The following is a 23,736-nucleotide window of genomic DNA, read 5'->3' as shown; positions in this document are numbered from 1 at the left end:
GCTCGATGCTCACGTGAGTGCGGTGCCTCAGGCGCCGATCGTCCGTGAGGCGATCAGCTGTCGATACCAGTGCCCCGAGTCCTTGACGGTGCGTTCGAGCGAGTCGAAGTCCACGCGCACGATGCCGAATCTCTTCGCATAGCCGTAGCCCCACTCGAAGTTGTCGAGGAGCGACCACACGAAATAGCCGCGCAGGTCGACACCGCGCTGGATCGCACGATGAGCGGCCGTGAAGTGCCTGCGCAGGTAGTCGGTGCGCTCGGGATCGGGGACGGAGCCGTCCTCAGCCACCTCGTCGTCGAACGCCGCCCCGTTCTCGGTGACCATGAGCGGCTGCGACGGGAACTGCTCCGACAGCGAGACGAGCAGCTCCTCCAGTCCCTCGGGCGCGATGTTCCATCCCATCGCCGTGTACGGCCCCGGCTGCTCGACGAACTCGACCAGCTGATCGCTGCCCGGCCACGCCGTGCCTCCGGCCGTGCCCTTGTGCCCGTCGTTCTGCTGCTTCTCCGACACCCCGTCCCACAGGCGGACGGTCGCCGTCGAGTAGTAGTTGACCCCGAGGACGTCGATCGGCTGGTTGATCGTGGCGAGGTCGCCATCCTGCACGAACGACCAGTCGGTGACCGATGCCGTGTCGTCGAGGAGGTCTGCGGGGTACTCGCCGCGCAGCATCGGGTGGGTGAAGGCGCGATTCGCGAGACCGTCGATCCGGCGCATGGCCTCGTCAGCGCCGTCGCCGACGCCCCGCAGGACATGGAAGTTCAACGTCACCGAGTAGTCGGGGTCACCGGTCGACGTCGCCCGGAGCGCCTGGATGGCGCGCCCGTGCGCGAGGTTCAGGTGGTGCACGGCCGACAGCGCGGAGGCGGGCTCGTGCCGACCCGGCGCGTGACCGCCCTGACCGTAGCCCAGATAGGCGGAGCACCAGGGCTCGTTGAGCGTGGTCCAGGTGTGTACCCGGTCGCCCAGTGCTGCGCCCACGATCGACGCGTATCGCTCGAAGGCATCGGTCGTGGCGCGAGAGGTCCACCCGCCCGTATCCTCGAGGTACTGCGGAAGATCCCAGTGGTAGAGGGTCGCCACGGGGCGGATGCCGCGCTCGAGGAGTCCGTCGACGAGACGCGAGTAGAAGTCGATGCCCGCCTGATTGACTCGTCCGTCTGCCGCAGGGACGATGCGCGGCCAGGCGATCGAGAATCGGTAGGCCTGCAGTCCGAGATCCGACATCAGGTCGAGGTCCTCATCGACGCGATGGTAGTGATCGCAGGCCACATCGCCGGTGTCGCCGTTCCACACCTTGCCCGGCGTTCGGCTGAACGTGTCCCAGATCGACGGCGTCCTGCCGTCCTCGTCTGCCGCACCCTCGATCTGGTACGCGGCGGTCGCCGATCCGAACGTGAAGCCCTCGGGGAGGACGAGTCCGGATCCGCGGTAGTCATCGGCGGGGGAGAGAGTCACCGGGTCACCTCCGTCAGGTCGGTTTCGTAGATCTTCTCACGGCCGTCGGGGCTCGTGACCGTCACCGTCGTCGACCCCGATCCGCCGGGGAACACGCGCAGTCGCAGGCCGTCGTGATAGTCGTAGTCCGGCCGATCGGTGCGAGCGCCCCAGGGGAGCGCGGTGCCGGGGCGCACGTACAGCGGCAGCGAATCGAAGGCATGGGTCTCCCGGCGCCATCCGCCACCCGCGACCGTCTCTCCCGTCAGCAGCGACGTCCACTCGCCCTCCGGGAGATAGAACTCCACCGTTCCGTCCTCCGAGAAGACCGGCGCGACGAGCAGGTCAGAGCCCAGCATGTACTGCCGGTCGAGGTAGCCGACGGCCGGGTCGTCCGGGAACTCCAGCTGCATCGGACGCATCACCGGCAGCCCGGTTCTCGAGGCGATGATGCCCTGCTGATAGAGGTAGGGCATGAGCTGCATCTTGAGGTGGGTGAAGCGCCTCGTCACGTCGACGGCCTCCTCGTCGAAGGCCCACGGCACCCGGTACGAGCTCGAGCCGTGGAAGCGGGAGTGCGAGCCGAGCAGGCCGAACGCCGTCCAGCGTTTGAAGACCCCGGCATCCGGAGTGCCTTCGAAGCCCCCGATGTCGTGACTCCAGAAGGCGAAGCCGCTGAGCGCCAGCGACAGCCCTCCGCGCAGGGTCTCGGCCATCGACGCATAGGTCGAGGTGGAATCCCCGCCCCAGTGCACCGGCATGCTCTGTCCGCCCGCCGTGGCCGAGCGCGCGAACAGCACGGCGTCATCCGCGCCGCGGGCGTCGACGAGCACGTCGTGCACCGCGCGATTGTAGAGATCGGTGTACAGGTTGTGCATGCGCTCGGGGTCGGAGCCGTCGGCCCAGACGACCTCGGTCGGGATGCGCTCGCCGAAGTCGGTCTTGAAGCAGTCCACGCCCTGGTCGATCAACCCGCGGAGCTTCGACTGGTACCAGGCGGTGGCCTCGGGGTTCGTGAAGTCCACGAGACCCATACCCGCCTGCCACAGGTCCCACTGCCAGACCGATCCGTCGGGGCGCTGCACGAGGAAGCCCTGATCGGCGGCCTCGCGGAACAGCGGGGAGCGCTGGGCGATGTAGGGGTTGATCCAGACGCAGACGCGCAGGTCCTTGTCGTGCAGTCGCGACAGCATGCCCTCGGGATCGGGGAACACCCGCGAATCCCAGACGAAGTCGGTCCAGTTGAATTCCCGCATCCAGAAGCAGTCGAAATGGAACACCGACACCGGCAGCTCCCGCGCCGCCATCTCGTCGATGAACGAGTTGACGGTCTGCTCGTCGTAGTCGGTCGTGAAGCTCGTCGACAACCAGAGCCCGTATGACCAGGCGGGAACCACCGGCGGCCGTCCGGTGAGAGCCGTGTAGCGCGAGAGCACCTCCTTCGGCGTCGGACCGGCGATGACGAAGTACTCGAGCACCTCGCCCGAGACCGAGAACTGCACGCGCTCGACCGATTCCGAGCCGATCTCGTACGACACGTGACCCGGATCGTTCACGAGAACCCCGTACCCGCGGTTCGACACATGGAACGGGATGCTCTTGTACGCCTGCTCGCTCGAGGTCCCGCCGTCGGCGTTCCAGATGTCCACCGACTGACCGTTCTTCACCAGCGGGCCGAAGCGCTCGCCGAGGCCGTAGATGAGCTCGCCCACTCCCAGGTCGAGCTGCTCGTGCACGAAGACGGATCCGCTGGGGGTCGAGCCGCCCTGGCGGGCGTTGTCGACGATTCCGGCATCCACCTGCGCGTCCGGAGCGAGCCGGACGTAACCCTGAGCCTTGTGCCCGCTTCCGGTCACACGCCTGCCGTCGACCTCGAAGGACAGGCCCCACGGCGCACCGTGGGTGATCCGCGCCACGAGCGAACCGGCATCCAGGACGCCGCCCGCCTCGCTCACGGATACGGAGGCGGCCCCCGCTCCTGCGCCGGGGAGGCCGAATCCGCCGTGCCAGCGGCCGCCTTCGTGGTGCGCGATGCGCACGCGCACCACCCCTTCGGCGGGAGAGGAGAGCGTGGTCGTGAGCACGGGACGGTTCAGGGTGTCGCCGCGCTTGGCGATCACCATGGTGGGCGCCGTGATGACGATCCCTCGCCCGTCGGGGGTGTCGGTGGTCTCGGCGATGTCATAGGCCTCCTGCGCGTACAGCGCGGTGACCCCTGGACGCAGTTGCCAGAACCCGTCGGTGAACTTCATTACTTGACTGCTCCTGCCGTGATGCCGCGCGTGAGGGTGCGCTGGAAGATGAGGAAGAAGATGAGCGTGGGGATGATGCCGAGCAGCGCTGACGCGCTCGTCGTCGTGACGTCCATGAGCCGGTCGCCCTGCAGCACGCTGATCGCCACGGGGACCGTCTGGTTGGCGTTCGACGCGAGGAAGGTCAGCGGGATCAGGAACTCGTTCCACGTCCAGATGAAGAAGAAGATGAGCAGCACCGACAGGGTCGGACGGCTGATCGGGAAGACGACCCGCCACAGGATCTGCCAGCGGCTCGCGCCGTCGAGAGACGCCGCCTCGAGGATCTCCTTCGGGAACGTCCCGTAGACCGACGACAGCAGATACGTGCCGAACGCCGCCTGGATCACGGTGAAGACGATGATCACCGACCACACGTTGTCGTACAGGCCGACGGACTTGAACATGTAGTAGAGCGGGTAGAGGAGGGCCTCCTGGGGCAGCAGGTTCGCGAGCAGGAAGAGCAGCACGATCCAGCTGCGTCCGCGGACTCGCCCGATGCCGATCGCGAAGGCGTTGAGCATCGAGATGACCACGGCGAGGACGGAGACCACGCCAGCGATGAAGAGCGAGTTCCAGACCTTCTCGGGGAAGTTCACCCTCTCCCAGAACTTGATGATCCCGCCGAAGTCGAGGGTCTCGGGGAACGCCAGCGGACCCGACGTCGCGTAGTCGACCGGCGACTTGAACGAGTTGACCAGCACGAGGTAGAACGGCGCGATGATCAGCAGCGCACCGATCACGACGAGGGCGAGCATGAGCCAGTCGATCGGACGCTTCTTGGTCATGCCGCCGCGCGGACGGCTGGTGGCCGGCTTGCCGGTGACGATGGCGGTGGTGGCGTGCATCAGAGACCCGCCCTTTCCTTGCGCTCGAGCGAGTTCTGCACGCGGATGAAGATGATCGACACGATCACCACGACGATGGTCAGCACGGTGGCGATGGTCGCGCCGTAGCCGACGTTCCGCTTCGTGAAGAACTCCTGGTAGGCGTAGTACGCGGGCACCAGGGTGGCGCCGGCGGGGCCGCCGCGGGTGATGATGTAGACGGGGCCGAAGACCTTGAGTGCCGCGATCGTGCAGGTCAGAGTGACGACGAAGATCTCCGGGCGGATGATGCTCATCGTGATCGCCGAGAATCGCTGGAACCAGTTCGCCCCGTCGAGTTCGGCGGCTTCGTAGAGCTCAGGGTCGACGCGCTGCAGCGCCGCCATGAAGACGACCACGGGGTAGCCGAGCTGCACCCACACCATGACGACCATCAGCACGATGAGGGCCGAGGGCATCTGGCCGAGCCAGTCGTAGGCGGGGATGCCGAACCATCCGAGGATCTGGTTCAGCGCGCCGTCGCCACCCGGCCGGACGATCCAGCCGATCACGATGCCGGCGACGGCGATCGGGAGGATCTGGGGGAGGTAGTACGTCGCCCGCAGGAAGCTGCCCACCTTGCCGCCGAACTTGCGTCCGACGACGTCGAAGAGAAGGGCGGCGACGATGAGACCGACGATCGTGGGCACCACGACCATGGCGATGATCATCCACACCGAGTTCGTGAACGAGGTCCAGAAGTCGCTGTCGGTGAGGATCTTCTGCCAGTTCTCGAGACCGATGAACTCCGGCGTGCGGACGCCCTTCCACTTCGTGAAGGTCAGATACACGTTCCAGATCAGCGGGACGATGACGACGACGAGGAGCAGGACGAAGCCCGGGAGCAGGTACATCCAGTAGGCGCCGGTCCCACCGCTGCGCTGCGGGATCGACGGCTCTTCGGGCGGCAGCTTCGTGCGGCCCTCGCGGCGGGTGACGAGTGACATGTTCATCTCCAGGAGGATGCGGGGGCGGCGACGTGCGGTCGCCGCCCCCGCGAGTGGATCAACGGAATTCGGACGTGCCCTCGTCGTACTGCTCGCCGAGGTTGGTGTTGGTCGTCTCGGCGTCCTGCGTGCCGGTGATCAGACCCTGGAGCTCCTGGACGATCACGTCGTAGAAGCCGGGGGCGGGCCAGTCGGGGTAGAACGAGAGTCCGTCGGCGTCGAGCACGCCGTTGAACGTCTCGATCAGGGCCGCGCTCTTCTCATCGGTGATGTCAGCGGTGTCTGCCGCGACGGGGAGGCCGCCGTTGTTGCCGATGATCGCCTGGATCTCCGGCCGCATCGTGATGTCGATGAACTCGTACGCGAGCTCCTTGTTCGCGGCGTTCTCGGGGACGACCCACAGGTTGCCGGACGAGCCGAGCGAGAGATCCGCTCCAGGGAACGCCGTCATCGTCCAATCGAAGCCGGTGGCCTCCGAGACGAAGCGTCCGAACCACCAGGAGCCCGAGACGAAGATCGGCGAGGTGCCGTTGATGAACGAGACACCGGCGTCCTCGGCCTTGACCGATGAGACATCCGAGGCGATGTAGCCCTTGTCGACGTAGTCCTGGAGCGTCTCGGAGGCGGCGGTGACCTCCGGGCCCTGCCAATCGACCTCTCCGTCGTAGAGCTGATAGGAGTCGACGAAGTCGCGGTCTCCCTCGAGCAGCGCGAGCTGATACCACAGCTGTCCGAGCGGGTACTCCGCGCCGGCCTCGGCGAGAGGGGTGACTCCCTGTGCGACGAACGCGTCGAGCACGTCGACGAACTCCTCGTAGGTGGTGGGGATCTCGAGCCCTGCCGCGGCGAACGCGTCCTGGTTGTAGTAGACGCCGACGAACTCGCCGTAGTTCGGGACTCCGAACCACGTGTCACCGCCCATCACACCGTCTTCGGAGTACTTCGCGGTGGTCTGGAGAGAGGGTGCGAGCTTCTCGTCCCACCCGTACTCCTCGACGGCGTCGGAGATGTCGGCGATCAGGCCGGTGGAGGCGAGGAAGCCGGCCGTCGCGTTGCCCTTGTTGAACTCCATGAGGTCGGGGGCGGCGTCCGTGTCGAGCACCTGGCTGGCGGTCTTCTGGATCTGTTCGAAGGACTTCTCCTCGAACTCGACCTTCGCGCCGGTCTCCTCCTCGAAGATCGCGATCGCCTCGGCCCACGCCTTGCCCATCGCGCTGTCGGCGCCCTCGTAGTGCCAGAGCTTGAGGGTGTCGCCGCCGCCCCCCTCGTCGCCGGAACCGGCGGTGCATCCGCTCAGGGCGATGCCTGTCGCGGTGAGAGCGGCGAGAGCCGCCAACGTCTTCGTCCTGCGGGTGGTGCGTGCCATCGTCGGCACTCCTTTCTCGGTGGCCCTGGGGCCGGACACTTCAGTGGGTCGGGTGTTCAGTTGTGATGAGGCGATCGTCGAAGCGCTTCGATGATCGCGATGCGGCTGCGTGGTCGACGCCCGTCACTCCCGGGCGGGAGCGACGGAGCCGGCGGACTGGTATTCGGGTGGGATCAGGTGGATCTGCGCGGGCAGGCCCGGTTCCTCCAGGCGTCGCACCGCGAGGTCGACGGCGAGCTCGCATGACCTCTGCGGCACGAGCGGGATCGTGTCGATCGGGACGACGAGCGCAGACGTGTCGAACGATGCGGCCGCCGAGATGACGGAGACGTCTTCTCCCACCGTCAGCCCCTGGGCCGAGATCGTCTCGAGGAGGACATCGTGGACGTCGCCGACGGCGTGGACGATGAAGGCGCGGACGCCGCGCTCCAGCGCCAGCTCTGCGGCCGCGCGCACGGAGGAGGCATCGGTGGTCGTGACGCCCGTCGTCACCCAGTCGAGGTCGACGCCCCGCTCGGCCGCTCGCTCCTGCACGCCGAGGAGCAGGCGACGAGGGAAGTTCGACTTCCGGTAGGAGACCTCGGTCTGGCCGAACAGCGTGACCGACGTATGTCCGGCATCGGCCAGTCGATCCACCGCGAGATGCCCCGTCGCCTCGAAGTCGAGGTCGACACAGGTCAGATCCCGGGCGTCGTCGGGGATGCCGATGAACACGGTGGGGGAGCGCAGGGAGCGGGCGATGTCCGCGCGCTCATCGTCGGGGGCGACGTCGAGCACGAGGATGGCGTCGACCAGATTGCTCGCGGCGACGCGGTTCATGCCCTCCGACGCCTGCTCGTCGGTCAGGAGGAGGATGTCGTAACCGCGGCGCCGCGCGGCGACCGCGGTCGCGAGCACGAACGCCATGTGGGTCGGGGCGTGCGTGTCGGCGCGGAGGGGCTCGGTGAGCCCGAAGATCTGAGTGCGGCGCCCGGCGAGCATCCGTGCTCCGGCGTCGGGTTCGTAACCGAGCGTGTGCACCGCGTCCTCGATGCGGCGTCGCGTCTTCTCGGAGACGGGGCGCTTGCCGCTCAGAGCGTAGGAGACCGTGCTGATCGACACTCCGGCGGCTTCTGCCACCTCGTGGATCGTCGTCATCAGGACTCCATCGTCGCGTTTCGGTCACATCGTCGAAGCGCTTCGCTACCGCCTCTGACAGAGATGATAGGCACGGTTCAACGCTGCGCGCAACCTTTTTGTGGTCACTCGCAACAAATCGATCGCGGAGAACGCGGGAGCGGTCCCATCGATTCACCGGACAGGGCGACGGGGCCTCGATGGGGGAGGGGATTCGAGACCCCGCCGCCGGTCTACGAAGGGATGCGGATCTGAGCGATGACCTCGGAGTACTCGGTCTCGCCGACAGGGGTGAAGCCGACACGCAGGAAGAACGCCTCGGGGCCGTCTTCTCCGGCCTCGTAGATGACGTTGATGTGGTCGAATCCGCGGACTCGCGCCTCTTCGATGAGCTGCTCGACCGCGAAGCGACCCACGCCCTTGCCCTGGTCGTCGGCGTCGACGTTGATGCGCCACAGCACTGAGCGGAAGTGCTCTTCCGGGGCGTCGGCGTCGAAGTTCGCACTGACGAAACCGACGACCTGGTCGTCGTCGAGGACGACTCGCTGCCAGGAGGTCTGGGGGTTGATGACGGTCGCCGCGATGCCATAGGACACCGGAGCGAGGAACTGCTCCTGTCCGGGCTTGAGCGACATGTTGTTCACGGCGACGATCGTCGCAGCGGAGAGTTCGACCATGCGCAGTTCGGACATGATCACAGGCTAGCCCCTCATCGGGTCGCCGCGCAGAAACCTCGACTTTCGTCAGGGGTGCAGCTCTGCGGAATGCCGGAAGTCGATGTGCACCCCGCCTCCCGGCGAACGTGCGTCGGGAGCGGCTCAGGTATCTTGGTATCGAGACAAATATGCCCTCGCGAACGGAGAACCTCCTGGTGACCGACGACGCCATCATCTACACCTACACGGACGAGGCTCCGGCTCTCGCCACCGCTTCCTTCCTGCCGATCATCAAGGCCTACACGGGGCAGGCGGGCATCGAGGTCGAGACCCGCGACATCTCGCTCGGCGGACGCATCCTCGCGGCATTCCCGCAGAAGCTCACCCCGGAGCAGCAGGTCGGTGATTCCCTCGCCGAGCTCGGTGGCCTCGCCACGCTCCCCGAGGCGAACATCATCAAGCTGCCGAACATCTCGGCCTCGATCCCGCAGCTCAAGGGCGCGATCGCCGAGCTGCAGGCCCAGGGCTACGACATCCCCGACTTCCCGGACGAGCCGACCTCTCTCGAGGAGAAGGACGTCCGCGCCCGCTACGACCGCATCAAGGGCTCAGCGGTGAACCCCGTGCTCCGCGAGGGGAACAGCGACCGTCGGGCACCTCTGGCCGTGAAGAACTACGCGAAGAAGCACCCGCACCGCAACAAGCCGTTCGCCGAGGGATCGAAGACCCGCGTCGCGACGCTCGGTCACGACGACTTCAAGCACAACGAGCGCTCCTGGGTCGCCGCCCATGACGACGTCCTCAGCTTCCGCCACACCGCCGCAGACGGCACCGTCACGATCCTCAAGGAGGGGCTGAAGGTCCTTCCGCGCGAGATCATCGACGCGACGTTCCTCTCGGCCGCGCACCTCGACGCCTTCCTCGCCGAGACGCTCGAGACGGCGAAGAACGACGACGTCCTCTACTCGGTGCACCTCAAGGCCACAATGATGAAGGTCAGCGACCCGATCATCTTCGGTCACGTCGTGAGGGTGTTCTTCAAGGACGTGTTCGCGCAGTACGGCGACAAGCTGGCCGCCGCGGGACTCAACCCCAACGACGGTCTCGGCTCGATCCTCTCGGGCCTCGGTGACATCGCCGACGGCGACGAGATCGCCGCAGCGTTCGACAGGGCCATCGCCGAGGGGCCGCGTCTCTCGTACGTGAACTCCGACAAGGGGACCACGAACCTGCATGTCCCGAGCGACGTCATCGTCGACGCCTCCATGCCCGCGCTCGTCCGCAACGGCGGCAAGCTGTGGGGCAAGGACGGCGGCGAGGCCGACACGCTCGCGGTGATCCCGGACTCCTCGTATGCGAGCGTCTATCAGGCGGTCATCGACGATGTGATCGCCAACGGCCCGCTCGACCCCGCCACGATCGGCACCGTGCCGAACGTGGGCCTCATGGCCCAGGCGGCTGAGGAGTACGGCAGCCACGACAAGACGTTCGAGATCGCCGCCGCAGGCACTGTTCAGGTGCTCGACAGCGAGGGCACCGTGCTGATCGAGCACGAGGTCGGCGCGGGTGACATCTGGCGTGCGACGCAGACGAAGCACATCCCGGTGATGGACTGGGTCAAGCTCGCCGTCTCCCGTGCTCGCGCCACGGGCGTGCCCGCGGTGTTCTGGCTCGATGCCAACCGCTCGCACGACGCGCAGATCATCGCCAAGGTGCACCAGGGTCTCGCGACGCTCGACACCAAGGGCCTCACGATCACGATCCTCGCTCCCGAGGAAGCCACTCGCTACACGCTGGCGCGGATGCGCCACGGCCTCGACACCATCTCGGTGACGGGCAACGTGCTGCGCGACTACCTGACCGACCTGTTCCCGATCCTCGAGGTCGGCACCAGCGCGAAGATGCTGTCGATCGTCCCGCTGCTCGCCGGCGGTGGCCTCTTCGAGACGGGCGCCGGCGGATCGGCCCCCAAGCACGTGCAGCAGCTCGTCGAGGAGAACTACCTGCGGTGGGACTCGCTGGGCGAGTTCTTCGCGCTGGCCGCGTCGCTCGAGCACTTCGCCGACCGCAGCGGGAACGAGAAGGCCCGGGTCCTCGCGGAGACCCTCGATGCGGCGACCGGAACGTTCCTCGAAGAGGACCGCTCCCCGGGCCGCGCTCTCGGCACGATCGACAACCGCGGCAGCCACTTCTACCTGGGTCTGTACTGGGCGCAGGAGCTGGCGAAGCAGACGAAGGATGCCGAGCTCGCCGCGTCCTTCGCACCGATCGCCGCCACGCTCGCCGAGAACGAGGAGAAGATCGTCTCCGAGCTCAACGCCGTGCAGGGCAAGCCCGTCGAGATCGGCGGGTACTACCGCCCCGACGACGCGCTCGTCACCGCAGTCATGCGCCCGTCCACCACCCTGAACGGCATCGTCGACGCGCTGAGCTGACGCAGATCACAGAAGAAGGGGCCGGATGCGAGAGCATCCGGCCCCTTCTTCGCGTGATCCCTCCGCGGAATCGACGACGCGTCGCGTGCGGGGGATCTGCTCGGTGAGAGCGGGGATCAGTAGTGGACCGCGACCTCGAGGCCCACGGGCGACCATTCGTAGACGTACCGAGCCACATCGATCGGCATGTTCACGCAACCGTGGCTGCGGGGATTGCCGAAGTCGTTGTGCCAGTACGTGCCGTGGAAGCCCTCGTCGCCGTTGAAGTAGGTGACCCAGGGGACGTTGGGCGTCTCGGTGATCGAGCCGTCCGGCTCGCGGCTCTTCATGGTCTGCTCGCGCACGTGCGCGTAGACGCGGAAGTTGCCGGTGTCGGTGGGTGTCGCGCTCTTGCCCGAGGAGATCGCCCAGGAGCGCACGACCGCGCCGTTCTCGATGAGGGTCGCGGTCTGCGACCCGAGGTCGACATCGATCTTGCGCACGAGGTTGACGGACTCGAACGGCGTCTCGGTGACCTCGATGGGGAAGATGCCCTCGCCGGCCTCGAGCTTCGTCGCGACGTCTGATGCGAGGGCAGAGGTGTCGCCGATCGCGCGACCGCTCACTCCCTCGGCCTCGGTGCGGAGGATCTTGCCGGCCGAATCGACGATGTTCGTCGCGTTGACCGGGGCCCGGTCGACGGCCGCCGGGAGGGCATCGATCGTCGCCTGGATCGAAGCCTCGTCGGCGACCACGCTGAGCTCGCCACCGTCGTCGACGACGGAGATCCAGGTCGAGGCGGTCGCCGCGTCGACGGGCACCGTGCGCTCTTCGCCGATGTAGAAGCCGATCGAGCCGAGCATCGTGTTCAGTGAGGTCGCGAAAGCCGTGGCGTCTTCATCAGTGATCGCCGGCGCGGCTTCGGCCGGGTCTCCGGAGAACTCGAGGCTCGTGCCACCGTCCGCGATCGTGTCGACGATGGCGGCGGTGAGACCGTCGAGGTCGACGGCCGTCCCGGTGGCTGAGGGGGTGATCGCGTAGCCACCGCCTGCGGCGTCGAAGACGACGCCGGCATCGACCGCGTCTTCGAAACTCGACGGCACGGCCTCACGCAACGCGGCCTCGGCCGTCGCGGGATCGAGAGTGATCTCGCCGGCGACGGGGTCACCCATCCAGGCGGTCACGTTCCAGAACGGACGCTCCGCGAAAGCGGCGTCCGCGAGTGCGGTCGCGTCGATCTCGGCGCCGAGATCCGCTCCCGTCAGCACGGTGTCGCCGCCTGCTCCGGTCAGAGTGACCTCTGCATCGGCGACGTGGGCCTGGATCGTGTCGGCCGCGGCACCGGGTGTGAGCCAGCCGACGGGAATCCCGGCGACCGTGGTGCCCGGCGCGATCAGGATCATCGAGGCGGCGGCCGTGCCCAGGGCCAGCGCGCCCACGCCGAGGCCGATCCACAGGCCGAGGCGCTTCTTCTTCGGAGCCGGTTCGATCGGCGCCCAGGCGAGTTCCTGGTCGCCGCTGCGCGGCGGCTGGGAGTCGGTGGGTGCGTCGCCGGAGTCGGCGGGCGCGACAGGATTCGGCTGGTCGCCGGAGGCGGTCGCCTCGGTCAGCTTCTCGGTCTTCGCATCCTGCGCTGAGATCAGATCGGTCACGAACTCACCCCCCGGTTTCTCACGTGTCCTTAGCGATATGCTACGCGATCGCTGATAACGAGGAGGCAACGGTCCGTGGACCGCGGAAATTCCCGATGCGTCAGTCGCTGATGACGGCGAGGCCGTCGATCTCGACCAGCATCTCCTCGCGGGGGAGGCCCGTGAAGACGGTCGTGCGCGAAGGCAGGACCCCGCTGGTGGTGTGCGCTGTCACGAACGCGCCATACGCGTCGTTCATGATCGCGAAGTCCTCGCGCTTGGTCAGGTAGACGCGCAGCATCACGACATCGTCGAATGTCGCGCCGGATGCCTCGACGATCGCCTTGACGTTCTCGAGCGTGCGCGTGGTCTGAGCCGCGACATCGCCGGGGAAGAGGTATTCGCTCGTCTGGGGGTCGACAGGGCCCTGCCCGGAGACCTGCACGATCGGGCCCTTTCGGATCCCCTGCGAGAAGGTGTGAGCGGGAGCGGGGGCGGCGTCGGTCGACACTCGGATCTTCGCGGTCATGCGACCAGCCTAGTAGCCTTGTTAGATGCCTCTACAAATCCCGGATCCTGTACTCGGCACCTGGGCGAAGGGTTTCCCTCCGCGTTCCGGGGGGCTGCGGCTGTCGGAGGTACCCGACGCGGGCCTGCACCTGTCCGATCTCGTGACGCCGGTGCTGACGGTCCACGAGGCGGCGCTCTCCCACAACGAATCGACCGTCTTCGCCTGGGCGGCGGAACAGGGAGTCGTCCTCGCACCGCACGGCAAGACGACGATGGCACCGGCGCTCTGGCAGCGGCTGCTCGATGCCGGCGCATGGGGGATCTCCGTCGCGACGCCGTGGCAGGCCGAAGTCGCGGTGGAGGCAGGGGTTTCCACCGTGCTCATCGCGAACGCCGTCACGGATCGTGGCGCCGCGCACCACCTCGGCGCTCTGCTCGCTGCGGCGGGCGATCTCCGGATCCTCTGCTGGGCGGACTCCGTCGAGACCGTCGGCATCCTCGCCGACGCGCTTCACGACGCCGAGCGTCCTCTCGACGTGCTCGTCGAACTCGGTGGCCGGGGCGGGCGCACGGGCGCACGCAGCGTGGAAGAGGGGGAGCGCATCTCCCAGGCGATCGTCGCGGCCCCCGGTCTGCGGCTCGCCGGAGTCGCCGGCTACGAAGGACCGTTCGGTCCCGACCGGTCGGAGGCGTCTGTCGCCGCCGTCGACGCCTATCTGTCCACACTCGTCGACCTCCACCGTCGCCTCGAGTATCCGCCCGGCGTCCGGCCCGTGCTCAGCGCAGGAGGCAGCGCCTTCCCCGACCGGGCAGCGGCGATCCTGGCCCCTCACGGAGCGGATGCCGACATCGTGCTGCGGTCGGGTGCGTTCCAGATCCACGATGACGGCTTCTACTCCCGCATGTCGCCGTTCGGCGCCCTGACATCGACGGCGCCGCTGCGATCCGCCATGCATGCGTGGTCGCGCGTCGTCTCGCAGCCCGAAGAGGGACTCGCACTGCTGGACGCGGGCCGTCGAGATGTGCCGTTCGACCTCGACCTGCCGGTCCCACAATCGGTCGAGGGGCGGATCACGGCCCTGAATGACCAGCACGCCTTCCTCGCTCTTGCAGACGGGGCGGATGTCTCCGTCGGCGACGTCGTGCGTCTCGGGCTGTCGCATCCCTGCACGGCTTTCGACAAATGGCGCGTGGTGGCGGTCATCGACGACCCGGATGCGGCGGACCCCCGGGTGATCGGAGCGGTCGCGACATGCTTCTGAGTACCGAGAAGCCCGTGCGGGTGTACCGAGGCGTCACCGTGGTCGACGGCACCGGAGCCGAGAGGTTCGCGGCCGACGTCGCGGTCGAAGGAGCCCGCATCGTCGCGGTGATCCGCGACGGAGATGAGAGGGTCCTGGAACTGCCGGCGGATGCGGTGGAGGTCGCGGGGGCGGGGCGGGTGCTGGCTCCCGGGTTCATCGACATGCACGCGCACAGCGAGCTGGCCGTGCTGCAGGGAGCAGCCCACGACGCGAAGATCCTCCAGGGCGTCACGACGGAGGTGCTCGGCCAGGACGGGCTCGGCTATGCCCCGCTCGACGACGCGACGGCGGCGGTGATCCCGGCTCAGATCGCGGGCTGGAACGGCATGCCGCCCGCCGTCCCCTGGCGTTCGATGGATGACCTGCTCGCTGCGATCGACTCGGCCGCGGTGGGCAACGCCGCGGTCCTGGTGCCGCAGGGCAATCTGCGCATGATGGTGGTCGGTCACGAGAACCGGGCGGCCACACCTGCGGAGATCGCAGCGATGTCCGGCATCCTCGGCGCGGCGCTCGACGCAGGCGCGTTCGGCATGTCGAGCGGATTGACCTACACCCCGGGGATGTACGCCGACACGGCGGAGCTGGAAGCGCTCTGCCGAGTCGTCGCCGAACGCGGCGGCTACTGGGCGCCCCACACCCGAAGCTACGGCGGGGGAGCCCTGGATGCCTATCGGGAGGCGCTCGACATCGGCCGTCGCACCGGGTGTCCGATCCATCTCACGCATGCGACCATGAACTTCGCTCCGAACCGCGGGCGTGCGGCAGAGCTGCTCGCTCTGGTCGATGAGGCCCTCGACGACGGCGTCGACGTGACCCTCGACACCTACCCTTATCTTCCCGGTGCCACCACGCTCGCGGCGCTGCTTCCGAGCCGACTGGCCGAGAGTGGCGACCTGCTCGCGACCCTCGCTGCGCTCGATGAGAGCGGACGCGAGACCGTCCGCGTCGAGCTCGAGGAGATCGGCTGCGACGGTTTCCACGGGGAGCGTGCCGACTGGTCGGCCATCCAGATCTCCGGCACCTCGTCGCCCGAACTCGCGGACCTCGTCGGACGGACCGTCGCGGAGATCGCCGAGTCGTCCGGCAGGCGCTCGGTCGACGTGGTGCTGGACACGATCCTCGAGGATGCGGGGGCCACCGGCATCCTGATGCACATCGGCGACGAGGAGAACGTCCGCACGATCATGCGGCACCCGCGGCACAGCGGCGGCAGCGACGGGATCCTGATCGGCGCGAGACCGCACCCGCGGGGCCGAGGGACCTTCCCGCGCTACCTCGGGCACTACGTGCGAGAACTCGGGGTGCTCTCCCTCGAACAGGCTGTGCAGCACCTGTCCGGCACGCCGGCGATGCGGCTGGGCCTCGACCGGGGTGATGCGCCGCGGGGTGTGATCCGCGAGGGAGCCACGGCCGACCTCGTGCTGTTCGATCCCGAGACCATCACGGCGGGGGCGACCTTCGATGCTCCCCACGAGGCGCCGATCGGCGTCGACGAGGTGCTCGTCGGCGGTGTGCCGGTGGTGCTGGCGGGACACGCGTGCGGCGCGACACCGGGTCGAGCGCTGCGAATGACGCCCGCCGCGCATCGTGCCCCGGTCCCGAACATCCCGTCGGTGATCGATCCCGCTGCCGAGCCGTTCGAGTGGACGGTTCACACCTCGGTGTCGGCTCCGGAAGCCCTCGTCGCGAGCGCATCCCGTCTCGGCGAGCATCTCGAAACCGCGAAGGCGGCACCCGCGATCACGCTGAGGATCGACGAGTCTCTCGCGGGGGAGCCGTTCGCCCGAGCGCGTGTCGGCGCCGAGGCATTCCGCGTGACGGTGACCGCCGACGGAATCGACGTCGCGGGGGCGAGTGCGGCGGGCGTGTTCCGGGGTGTCACGCTGCTCCGGCAGCTGCGCGAGCCCGGCTCCGATCGCGCTCGGATCCCCGCAGGAACATGGCAGTCTGCTCCGGCTCACACGTGGCGGGGGGTCATGCTCGATGTCGCGCGGCACTTCCGCCCGGTCGAGGACCTGAAGCGACTCGTCGATCTGATGGCCGACCACCATCTCACGGTGCTGCACCTCCACCTCACCGACGATCAGGGCTGGCGCTTCGAGGTGCCGGGTTATCCGCTGCTCACAGAGGTGGGCGCGCGCCGCGAGGAGACACAGCGGGGCCACGGGCCGCACGCCACAGTGGTGCCGGGGCTGCACGAGGGTCATTACACGGATGCGGAGCTGCGCGACCTGGTCGCCTACGCCGCGGAGCGATTCGTGACGGTCGTGCCGGAAGTCGAACTGCCCGGGCACATCCAGGCGGCGCTCGCCGCGTACCCCGCGCTCGGCAACACGGATGCGAGCGAGCGAGCTGTCGCGCCGTGGTCGCGCTTCGGCGTGAACCCTCGCACCCTCGCGCCGACGGATGACGCCCTCACGTTCGGGCGCGCGGCGATCGACGCCCTGTGCGACCTCTTCGACTCTGCGTGGATCGGCATCGGCGGCGACGAGGTGCCGGTCACCGAGTGGGCGCAGAGCGCCGCTGCGCGCGAGCGGATGGGCGAGCTCGGTCTCGCGACTCCCCACGACGTGCAGCCCTGGTTCACCGATCAGTTCGTCGCCCACCTCCGCAGCCGTGGGCGCATCGCCCTGGCATGGGACGAGGTGCTCGAGGGCGATGTCCCCGAGGGTGTGCGGATCCTCGCGTGGCGGGGTCCCGTCGCGATGCGCGAGGCGCTGAGGCGCGGCATCCCCGTGATCGCGTGCCCCGACCTCGAGGTGTATCTCGACTACCCCCAGTCGGAGTCGGCGGAGGAGCCGATCCGGGTCGGCCCGCCGCTGCCGATCGAGCAGGCGTACACGCTGCGCATCGAGGACGGCGCGGCCGGCGGACAGGCCAACGTGTGGACCGAGCACCTCCCGACGAGAGATCGGGTCGACTTCGCGATGTTCCCTCGTCTCGCAGCGATCGCCGAACGGCTGTGGGACGGCGGCGAACCACCCTCGTATGAGGGGTTCGCGCGACGTCTTCCCGTCCATCTCAGACGCCTCGCCGAGTCCGGTGTGCGGTATCGTCCTCTCGACGGTCCGACGCCCGTGCAGAGGCGTCCTGGAGTGCCGGGGAAGCCTCTGACACGCGAGGCGCGGCAGGCGATAGTCGCGGGCCTCGTCGAAGGCCTGGCGGACTCGTCGGGCACCGCCGCCGGAGTACTCTCGGCATAATGTAACGTTTCCGTAACCCTCCCTGTGCTAACTGTGGCAGGGGTTGCGAAATTTATGTTCGTAAGGTCTACTAACAAACATGTCCGTATCGGATGGATCGCGTCCTTCGACGTCGCCAGATTACGTCGCCGCGAGCGCGCACGCCTTCGGCCCGGGGCGCCACCTGCGCTCTCGCTCGAAGGTGCTCCCGGAACACGCTCGCGGTCACAACCGCGCGCTCGTGCTGCAGACGCTCTATCACTCGGGAGCGATGAGTCGAGCGGACCTCTCTCGCGAGACCGGCCTCACTCGGGTCACCATCTCCGACCTCGTCGCGGAGTTCATCTCCGACGGCATCGTCGTCGAGATGGGAGTGCGCGAGACGGTCGGACCGGGCAAGCCTCCGATCCTCATCGACATCGACCGAGTCGGGCACCAGATCATCGGGATCGATCTCTCCGGCCCCCATGCCTTCGTCGGCGCTCTGCTCAGCCTCGACGGCGACGTGCTCGAGCGCCGTGAGGTGCCGCGACCCGAGAGCGCAGACGGCGACGCCGCCTACGCCGCCACGCTGGAGCTGGCCCGAGCGCTCGCCGAGACGGCCACGCAGCCCATCCTCGGCGTCGGGATCGGCAGCCCCGGTGTCGTGCGTCCCGACGGCGTCGTGCTCAGCTCGCCCAACCTCGGGTGGAGCAATCTCCCTCTCGAGGCGAAACTGGGCGTCGATCTCGATCTTCCGGTCCTCGTGCGCAACGACGCCAACGCCGCGGTGCTCGCCGAGTACACGTTCGGCGAGGCGAAGGCCGACTTCATGCTCATCAAGATCGGTCGCGGAGTCGGAGCCGGCGTCATCACCGGCAGCCAGCCGCTGCTCGGCAGTCGCTTCGCAGCGGGCGAGATCGGCCACGTCGTCGTGGGCACCGACGGTGGACCCCGCTGCGCGTGCGGCAAAGACGGCTGCCTCGAAGCGTGGCTGAGTGAGACGCGGCTGCGTCCCGCCATCGCAGACGCCCCCGGATCGCGCGACGAGATCCTCCGCGATGCGGGCACCCGCATGGGCATCGCGATCGCCCCGATCGTCGCGGCACTCGATCTGTCCGAGGTCGTGCTCTCGGGTCCCGAGGATCTGCTCGACGGCGTGTTGATCGACGCCGCGGTCGAGACCCTGCACGCGCGCACGCTCGAGGGCGTCTTCGAGGACGCGCTCATCCGCCGCACACACCAGGACGACATCGTCCTGCGCGGTGCCGCCGTGATGGTGCTGTCCAGCCAGCTGGGCGTCTCGTGATCCGTACCGGCGGGAGCGACCGCGTCCACGAGCCGAAGACGAGCAGGGGCACCATCCGATGACGGATGCGCTCGCCGTCGACCTGTCCGGTCGGCCCATACGAGTGGGCCTGGACGTCGGCGGAACCAAGATCGATGCCGTCGCGGTGTCCGCGGACGGAGACATTCTGGCGCGCCTGCGCCGACCCACCGGCTGGGGTGAGGAGGCAGTCGTCGTCAGCATCCTCGAGACGGTCGATGCGCTCGCCGACGAGGGAGGATTCGCTCGCTCGTCGGTCAGATCGGTGGGCGTCGGGATCCCCGGGCTGGTCGACGCCGACACCGGTCGGGTGCTCCATGCCGTGAATCTCGGCGTCGAGTCCCTGGATCTCGCCGGGCGCGCCGGTCGACAGCTGGGCATCCCCGTCCGCGTGGAGAACGACGTGAAAGCGGCCGCCCTCGGGGCTGCGGTGCTGCGCGGCGTCGACGGGTCGATGGCCTATCTCAATCTCGGCACCGGGGTCGCTGCGGGGATCGTCGTCGACGGCACGATCTGGCGTGGCGCGCGAGGCACGGCCGGCGAGGTCGGGCACCTCTCGGTCGACCCGAACGGCCGTCTCTGCGGCTGTGGACAGCGCGGCTGCATCGAGACCTTCTGCGGCGGAGGCGCGCTCGCCCGAGCCTGGGATCGTCCCGGTGCGCTCCCGGTGCGCGACATCTTCGACGCAGCCGACACCGGTGACGAACGGGCGCTCGCGCTCCGCGCCGATCTCTTCCACGGCGGGGCCGCGGCGGTGCGTGCGCTCGTGCTCTCCGCCGACGTCGAACGCGTGATCATCGGCGGCGGCCTCACTTCGCTCGGCGACAGGCTCTACACGGGCATCCGCGACGCTCTCCGGTCCGATGCCGAGGCCTCGCCCTTCATGCGCTCGCTCCACCTGGACGACAGGATCGAACTGCTCCCTGCCGGCTCTCCCGCCGCGGCCTTCGGGGCCGCGGTCGTCGGCGCAACCACCCCCTCCAAGGAGACCGTTTCTCATGGCTGAAGTCGTCATCGTCGAGAACGCAGAAGCGGCAGGCGCCCTCGTCGCCGCCGAGATCGTCGAGCTGATCGACGGACGTGCGGATGCCGTGCTCGGCCTCGCCACCGGTTCGACGCCCCTCCCCGTCTACAAGGCGCTGCGAGGCAGGCTCGCGGGTCGCGACGTCTCGCAGGTGCGCGGTTTCGCCCTGGACGAGTACGTCGGGATCGACCCCGCTCATCCCGAGAGCTACCGCTCGGTCATCACCCGCGAGGTCGTCGAGCCGCTGGGGCTCGACCCGCGACGGATCCATGTGCCCAACGGCGCACAGGCCACCATCCAGCACGCAGGTGACGACTACGAGACCGCGATCGACGCGGCCGGAGGAGTGGATCTGCAGATCCTCGGCATCGGCACCGACGGACATATCGGCTTCAACGAACCCGGCTCGTCGTTCGCCTCGCGCACGCGCGTGAAGACCCTCACCGAGCAGACCCGCGAAGACAACGCTCGCTTCTTCGACTCGATCGACGACGTGCCCATGCACTGCATCACCCAAGGGCTCGGCACGATCCTTCGCGCTCGGCACCTCGTGCTGCTCGCCTTCGGAGCGGGCAAGGCACAGGCCGTGGCGGATGCCGTCGAGGGGCCGCTGTCGGCCATCCTCCCGGGTTCGGCGATCCAGCTGCACCCGCACGCGACCGTCGTCGTCGACGAGGCCGCGGCGTCCCGGCTGAAGCTCGCCGACTACTACCGCTACACCTTCGCGAACAAGCCGAGCTGGCAGGGGATCTGACGCGGTCGGCTCTCAGGGCCGAATCGTCGGCCACGCCAGCGGCAGCAGGTGCTCGATGCTGAGCGGCGCCAGCGGCAGCGTCTCGGCATCCGCGGGTGTGATCCATCGCAGCTCGGCGAGCTCCGCCTGGACGACGACCTCCGCCGCGGCGATGGACACCGAGAACGCGTCGGCCACGACTCGGTGACCGGGCTCGTTGGCCGCCTCGGAGACGAACGTGCCGAGCGGCTCCAGATCGCCCTCATCCAGGCGAAGGCCGAGCTCTTCGTGCAGCTCGCGGATCAGCGTCTGCGACGGGGTCTCCCCGGGCTCGGGCTTGCCGCCGGGTTGCATGAAGCGCGTCGTGCCCTGCTTGCGCACGACGAGCACCCTGCCGGCGTCATCGACGATGACCGCGGCGCTGACGTGGATGTCAGGCATCGGGAGCGAAGACCTTGCCGGGGTTGAGGATTCCCAGCGGATCGAACACCCGAGTGATCTGACGCTGCAGCTCCCACTGGTCGTCTCCGAGCTCGTCGGCCAACCAGCGGCTCTTCAGCGTTCCGATGCCGTGCTCTCCGGTCAGCGTGCCGCCGAGCGCGATCGCGGCCCGGAACAGCTCGTCCGCCGCCGCCCAGACCTCAGCGGGAGGCTCTGCGCCCTCGAAGATGAAGTTCGGATGCAGGTTGCCGTCGCCCGCGTGAGCGACCGTGGGGATCGCCATCGAGTAGGCCTTCTCGATGCGGGCGATCTCGTCGAACATGGCGGGCATGGCGCTGCGCGGCACCGACACGTCTTCGATGAGGGTCGTGCCGAGCGCCGACATGGCGGGGTGCATGGCACGCCGGATGGCCAGGAGGCGCTCTCCTTCTTCGCGGTCATGGGAGACCTCGGTCACACCCTGATGAGCCGTCAGGATGTCGGAGATCATCGTCGCCTCGGCCACTGCCGCCGGACCATCGGTCTGGATCGTCAGCTGGGCGCTCCCGGCCACGGGCGAGGGGAGGTCGAGCAGGGCTGCGACGGCGGCGAGGCTCGCGGAGTCCATCAGCTCCATGATCGCCGGCTGCGCACCCGAGGCGGTGACCGCGGCCGAGGCGGACGCTGCGGCACGCACATCGGGGAAGACGGCCGTCACCGTGCAGGTCGTTCCCTCGACCAGTCGGCGCAGCTTGAGGGTGGCGCCGACGACCACGCCCAGCGTGCCCTCGGAGCCGATCACGAGCGAGGTGAGGTCGAGTCCTGTCACGCCTTTGACGCTGCGGTGGCCGAGGTGCAGCAGTCGGCCGTCGGCGAGAACCAGATCGACACCGAGGACCGCGTCTCGCACGACGCCGTACTTCGCACAGAGCAGCCCACCCGCTCCGGTGGCGATGTTGCCGCCGACCGTCGAGATCGCACGGCTCGCAGGATCCGGCGCCCACCAGAGTCCGTGCTCCGCGAGCACGTCGTTGAGGTCGGCGTTGAGGATTCCGGGTTCGACGACGGCAAGCAGGTCGTCGGCCCGGATCTCGTGGATCGCGGTCATCCGGCGAGTGGACAGCACGATCTCGCCCTCGCCGCCGTTCGCCGCGCCGGCGAGACCGGTGCCGGCGCCACGCACCACGACAGGGGTCGCCGTCTCGGTCGCGATGCGCATCACCGTCTGGACGTGCTCGACCGTCTCGGCGTGCACGACCGCGAGCGGCCGCCCGGGCGCCGCATGCCCCGATCTGTCGGCGCGGGCTTCTTCGAGGACCGTCGCATCGGTGTCGACGATGTCGCCGAGTGCGGCGACGAGCAGGTCGAGGGCGCTCATCGGATGCGACGCCGGCCGCTCACGACGCCTGCGCCGACGGCGACCACGGCGAACGCGATGCCGATGAGGGGCTGGTCCATCAGCCACCACGCGATCGTGACGCCGACGTAGATCAGCAGCTCGACGACGACGCGAAGGAACGGATGCAGTCGCAGGACGGGTCGCGGCGAGACGAAGAGCGCCCAGATCAGGATCACGACGACCGGAGCCCCGATGCCGAGGATGACGTTGTACGGGAAGGGCCAGGTGGCGAATCCCCACAGGGCGAGGGTGCCCACTGCGACGATCAGGACGACCGATCGGACGACGTCGAGAGCGGTGATGGTGGGGCGGTCGACGCCGGGAACGGAGGCGGGATCCTGGGACATGGATCCAGTCTATTCGCCGCCGATGGCGGGTCAGAGCGCGGGCGCGGCCTCGTCTGCGGCCACCTGGTCGACCGGCGCGGTCTCGTCGGCGGGCGCGGTGTCGTCAGCGGGGGCAGGCTCTGCCGGAAGGGCGGTCTGGTCCTCGGTCACGGGCTGTGCCGGAGGAGCGGTCTCGACGGGAGCGGCCGGGGCCTCCGTCTCGGGTGCCGGCGTCTCAGGGGACGCCTCGGCGTCCGGGGACTCGGTCGGGGCAGCGGGTGCTGCCTCGTCCGTCGGCTCGGGGATCGGCGCGATCGCGTCGTCCGGAGTCGGCTCGGAGGGTACTGTCTCGGCGGGATCCGCAGCCGGCCCTCCGCACGAGGGAGCGAGGGCCACGGAACCGAGGGTCACCCCGAGAGCCGAGAGGCTCGTGGTCGTCGGCAGCATCGGACCGGACGCCGTCACGTAGTGGACCTCGAGGGGCGCGCCGAGGAGAATCTGGACGAGACCGGGGCGCAACTCGATCGTGCCGGTCCCTGCGTCAGTCAGCGATGTGCCGTCGACGCCGCCGCGGCGTCCGCCGAGCAGCGCTTCGATGTCCGCGCCCGGTTCGCCGGACACATTCACGGTCACATAGGTGACAGCGCGTGCGTCGAGGCAGATGCTCGCGAGGCTCACTTCGATCGGAGTCGTCGGCGCGGCCGGTTCCGTGGGGTTCTCGCCGGGGGTTTCGCCGCCGGGGGTTTCTCCGGGGTTCTCGCCGGGGGTTTCGCCGCCGGGGGTTTCTCCGGGGTTCTCGCCGGGG

Annotated in this window: 18 protein-coding genes and 1 pseudogene; 6 read left to right on the top strand and 13 right to left on the bottom strand. The window is 68.5% G+C overall.

Annotated features, from left to right (window positions below; all coding sequences use genetic code 11):
- Positions 1-27: 27 nt before the first annotated feature.
- The 7 genes from QRN21_RS14765 to QRN21_RS14735 form a co-directional block, all read right to left on the bottom strand.
- A complete protein-coding gene (locus QRN21_RS14765; RefSeq protein WP_285364870.1) occupies positions 28-1,461 on the bottom strand; it encodes a GH1 family beta-glucosidase in 1,434 nt (477 codons plus the stop codon).
- Complete coding sequence (gene yicI, locus QRN21_RS14760; protein WP_053099019.1) at positions 1,458-3,692, bottom strand: alpha-xylosidase; 2,235 nt, start codon at positions 3,690-3,692, stop codon at positions 1,458-1,460. Before yicI ends, QRN21_RS14765 begins: the two co-directional genes overlap by 4 nt.
- Positions 3,692-4,579 carry a carbohydrate ABC transporter permease gene (locus QRN21_RS14755; protein ID WP_198032385.1) on the bottom strand — a complete coding sequence of 296 codons (888 nt, stop codon included), beginning with the start codon at positions 4,577-4,579 and terminating at the stop codon, positions 3,692-3,694. Before QRN21_RS14755 ends, yicI begins: the two co-directional genes overlap by 1 nt.
- On the bottom strand, positions 4,579-5,544 hold the full coding sequence (locus QRN21_RS14750) for a carbohydrate ABC transporter permease (protein ID WP_157538122.1): 966 nt from the start codon (positions 5,542-5,544) through the stop codon (positions 4,579-4,581). Before QRN21_RS14750 ends, QRN21_RS14755 begins: the two co-directional genes overlap by 1 nt.
- A gap of 58 nt (positions 5,545-5,602) precedes the next feature.
- The gene (locus QRN21_RS14745; protein WP_056277377.1) at positions 5,603-6,910 is read right to left on the bottom strand and encodes an ABC transporter substrate-binding protein; all 1,308 of its coding nucleotides are present in this window, start codon (positions 6,908-6,910) and stop codon (positions 5,603-5,605) included.
- A gap of 123 nt (positions 6,911-7,033) precedes the next feature.
- The gene (locus QRN21_RS14740) at positions 7,034-8,047 is read right to left on the bottom strand and encodes a LacI family DNA-binding transcriptional regulator (protein WP_285364863.1); all 1,014 of its coding nucleotides are present in this window, start codon (positions 8,045-8,047) and stop codon (positions 7,034-7,036) included.
- 212 nt (positions 8,048-8,259) lie between these two features.
- Positions 8,260-8,718 (bottom strand): GNAT family N-acetyltransferase, encoded by a 459-nt coding sequence (locus QRN21_RS14735; RefSeq protein ID WP_056277753.1) that lies wholly within the window; start codon positions 8,716-8,718, stop codon positions 8,260-8,262.
- 179 nt (positions 8,719-8,897) lie between these two features.
- On the opposite strand from QRN21_RS14735, the gene QRN21_RS14730 reads away from it, so the two are divergent.
- Complete coding sequence (locus QRN21_RS14730) at positions 8,898-11,117, top strand: NADP-dependent isocitrate dehydrogenase (RefSeq protein ID WP_285365329.1); 2,220 nt, start codon at positions 8,898-8,900, stop codon at positions 11,115-11,117.
- A 116-nt stretch (positions 11,118-11,233) separates the two neighbouring features.
- Here QRN21_RS14730 and QRN21_RS14725 read toward each other — a convergent pair whose 3' ends face one another.
- Both QRN21_RS14725 and QRN21_RS14720 read right to left on the bottom strand, forming a co-directional pair.
- A complete protein-coding gene (locus tag QRN21_RS14725; protein ID WP_285364860.1) occupies positions 11,234-12,748 on the bottom strand; it encodes a L,D-transpeptidase family protein in 1,515 nt (504 codons plus the stop codon).
- A 100-nt stretch (positions 12,749-12,848) separates the two neighbouring features.
- On the bottom strand, positions 12,849-13,256 hold the full coding sequence (locus QRN21_RS14720) for a RidA family protein (RefSeq protein ID WP_053095391.1): 408 nt from the start codon (positions 13,254-13,256) through the stop codon (positions 12,849-12,851).
- A 25-nt stretch (positions 13,257-13,281) separates the two neighbouring features.
- Here QRN21_RS14720 and QRN21_RS14715 point away from each other — a divergent pair, with 25 nt between their 5' ends.
- From QRN21_RS14715 to nagB, 5 genes are all read left to right on the top strand, one after another.
- On the top strand, positions 13,282-14,499 hold the full coding sequence (locus QRN21_RS14715) for an alanine racemase (RefSeq protein WP_285364857.1): 1,218 nt from the start codon (positions 13,282-13,284) through the stop codon (positions 14,497-14,499).
- Entirely contained in the window at positions 14,490-17,744 is a 3,255-nt protein-coding gene (locus tag QRN21_RS14710; RefSeq protein ID WP_285364855.1) for a family 20 glycosylhydrolase, read from the top strand. Before QRN21_RS14715 ends, QRN21_RS14710 begins: the two co-directional genes overlap by 10 nt.
- 79 nt (positions 17,745-17,823) lie before the next feature.
- Complete coding sequence (locus QRN21_RS14705) at positions 17,824-19,011, top strand: ROK family transcriptional regulator (RefSeq protein WP_056277392.1); 1,188 nt, start codon at positions 17,824-17,826, stop codon at positions 19,009-19,011.
- 58 nt (positions 19,012-19,069) lie between these two features.
- A complete protein-coding gene (locus QRN21_RS14700) occupies positions 19,070-20,035 on the top strand; it encodes an ROK family protein (RefSeq protein WP_171821895.1) in 966 nt (321 codons plus the stop codon).
- Positions 20,028-20,807, top strand: coding sequence for a glucosamine-6-phosphate deaminase (nagB, locus tag QRN21_RS14695; RefSeq protein ID WP_285364852.1), 780 nt, complete (start codon positions 20,028-20,030; stop codon positions 20,805-20,807). The genes QRN21_RS14700 and nagB overlap by 8 nt, the downstream gene beginning before the upstream one ends.
- Positions 20,808-20,819: 12 nt before the next feature.
- On the opposite strand, the gene QRN21_RS14690 is transcribed toward nagB, so the two are convergent.
- From QRN21_RS14690 to QRN21_RS14675, 4 genes and pseudogenes are all read right to left on the bottom strand, one after another.
- Complete coding sequence (locus QRN21_RS14690) at positions 20,820-21,227, bottom strand: NUDIX hydrolase (protein ID WP_187250104.1); 408 nt, start codon at positions 21,225-21,227, stop codon at positions 20,820-20,822.
- Positions 21,220-22,584, bottom strand: a complete 1,365-nt coding sequence (locus QRN21_RS14685) for an FAD-binding oxidoreductase (RefSeq protein WP_285364850.1) — start codon at positions 22,582-22,584, stop codon at positions 21,220-21,222. The genes QRN21_RS14690 and QRN21_RS14685 overlap by 8 nt, the downstream gene beginning before the upstream one ends.
- Positions 22,581-22,952, bottom strand: coding sequence for a YrdB family protein (locus tag QRN21_RS14680; RefSeq protein ID WP_285364848.1), 372 nt, complete (start codon positions 22,950-22,952; stop codon positions 22,581-22,583). Before QRN21_RS14680 ends, QRN21_RS14685 begins: the two co-directional genes overlap by 4 nt.
- Before the next feature lie 30 nt (positions 22,953-22,982).
- Positions 22,983-23,736 (bottom strand): annotated as a pseudogene (locus QRN21_RS14675) (hypothetical protein); the annotation flags it as partial.

The sequence above is a fragment of the Microbacterium sp. LMC-P-041 genome, from assembly GCF_030209555.1.
GTDB lineage: Bacteria > Actinomycetota > Actinomycetes > Actinomycetales > Microbacteriaceae > Microbacterium.
The sequence above is the reverse complement of the archived record's forward strand: the minus strand, read 5'-3'. Positions and strand labels throughout refer to the sequence as shown.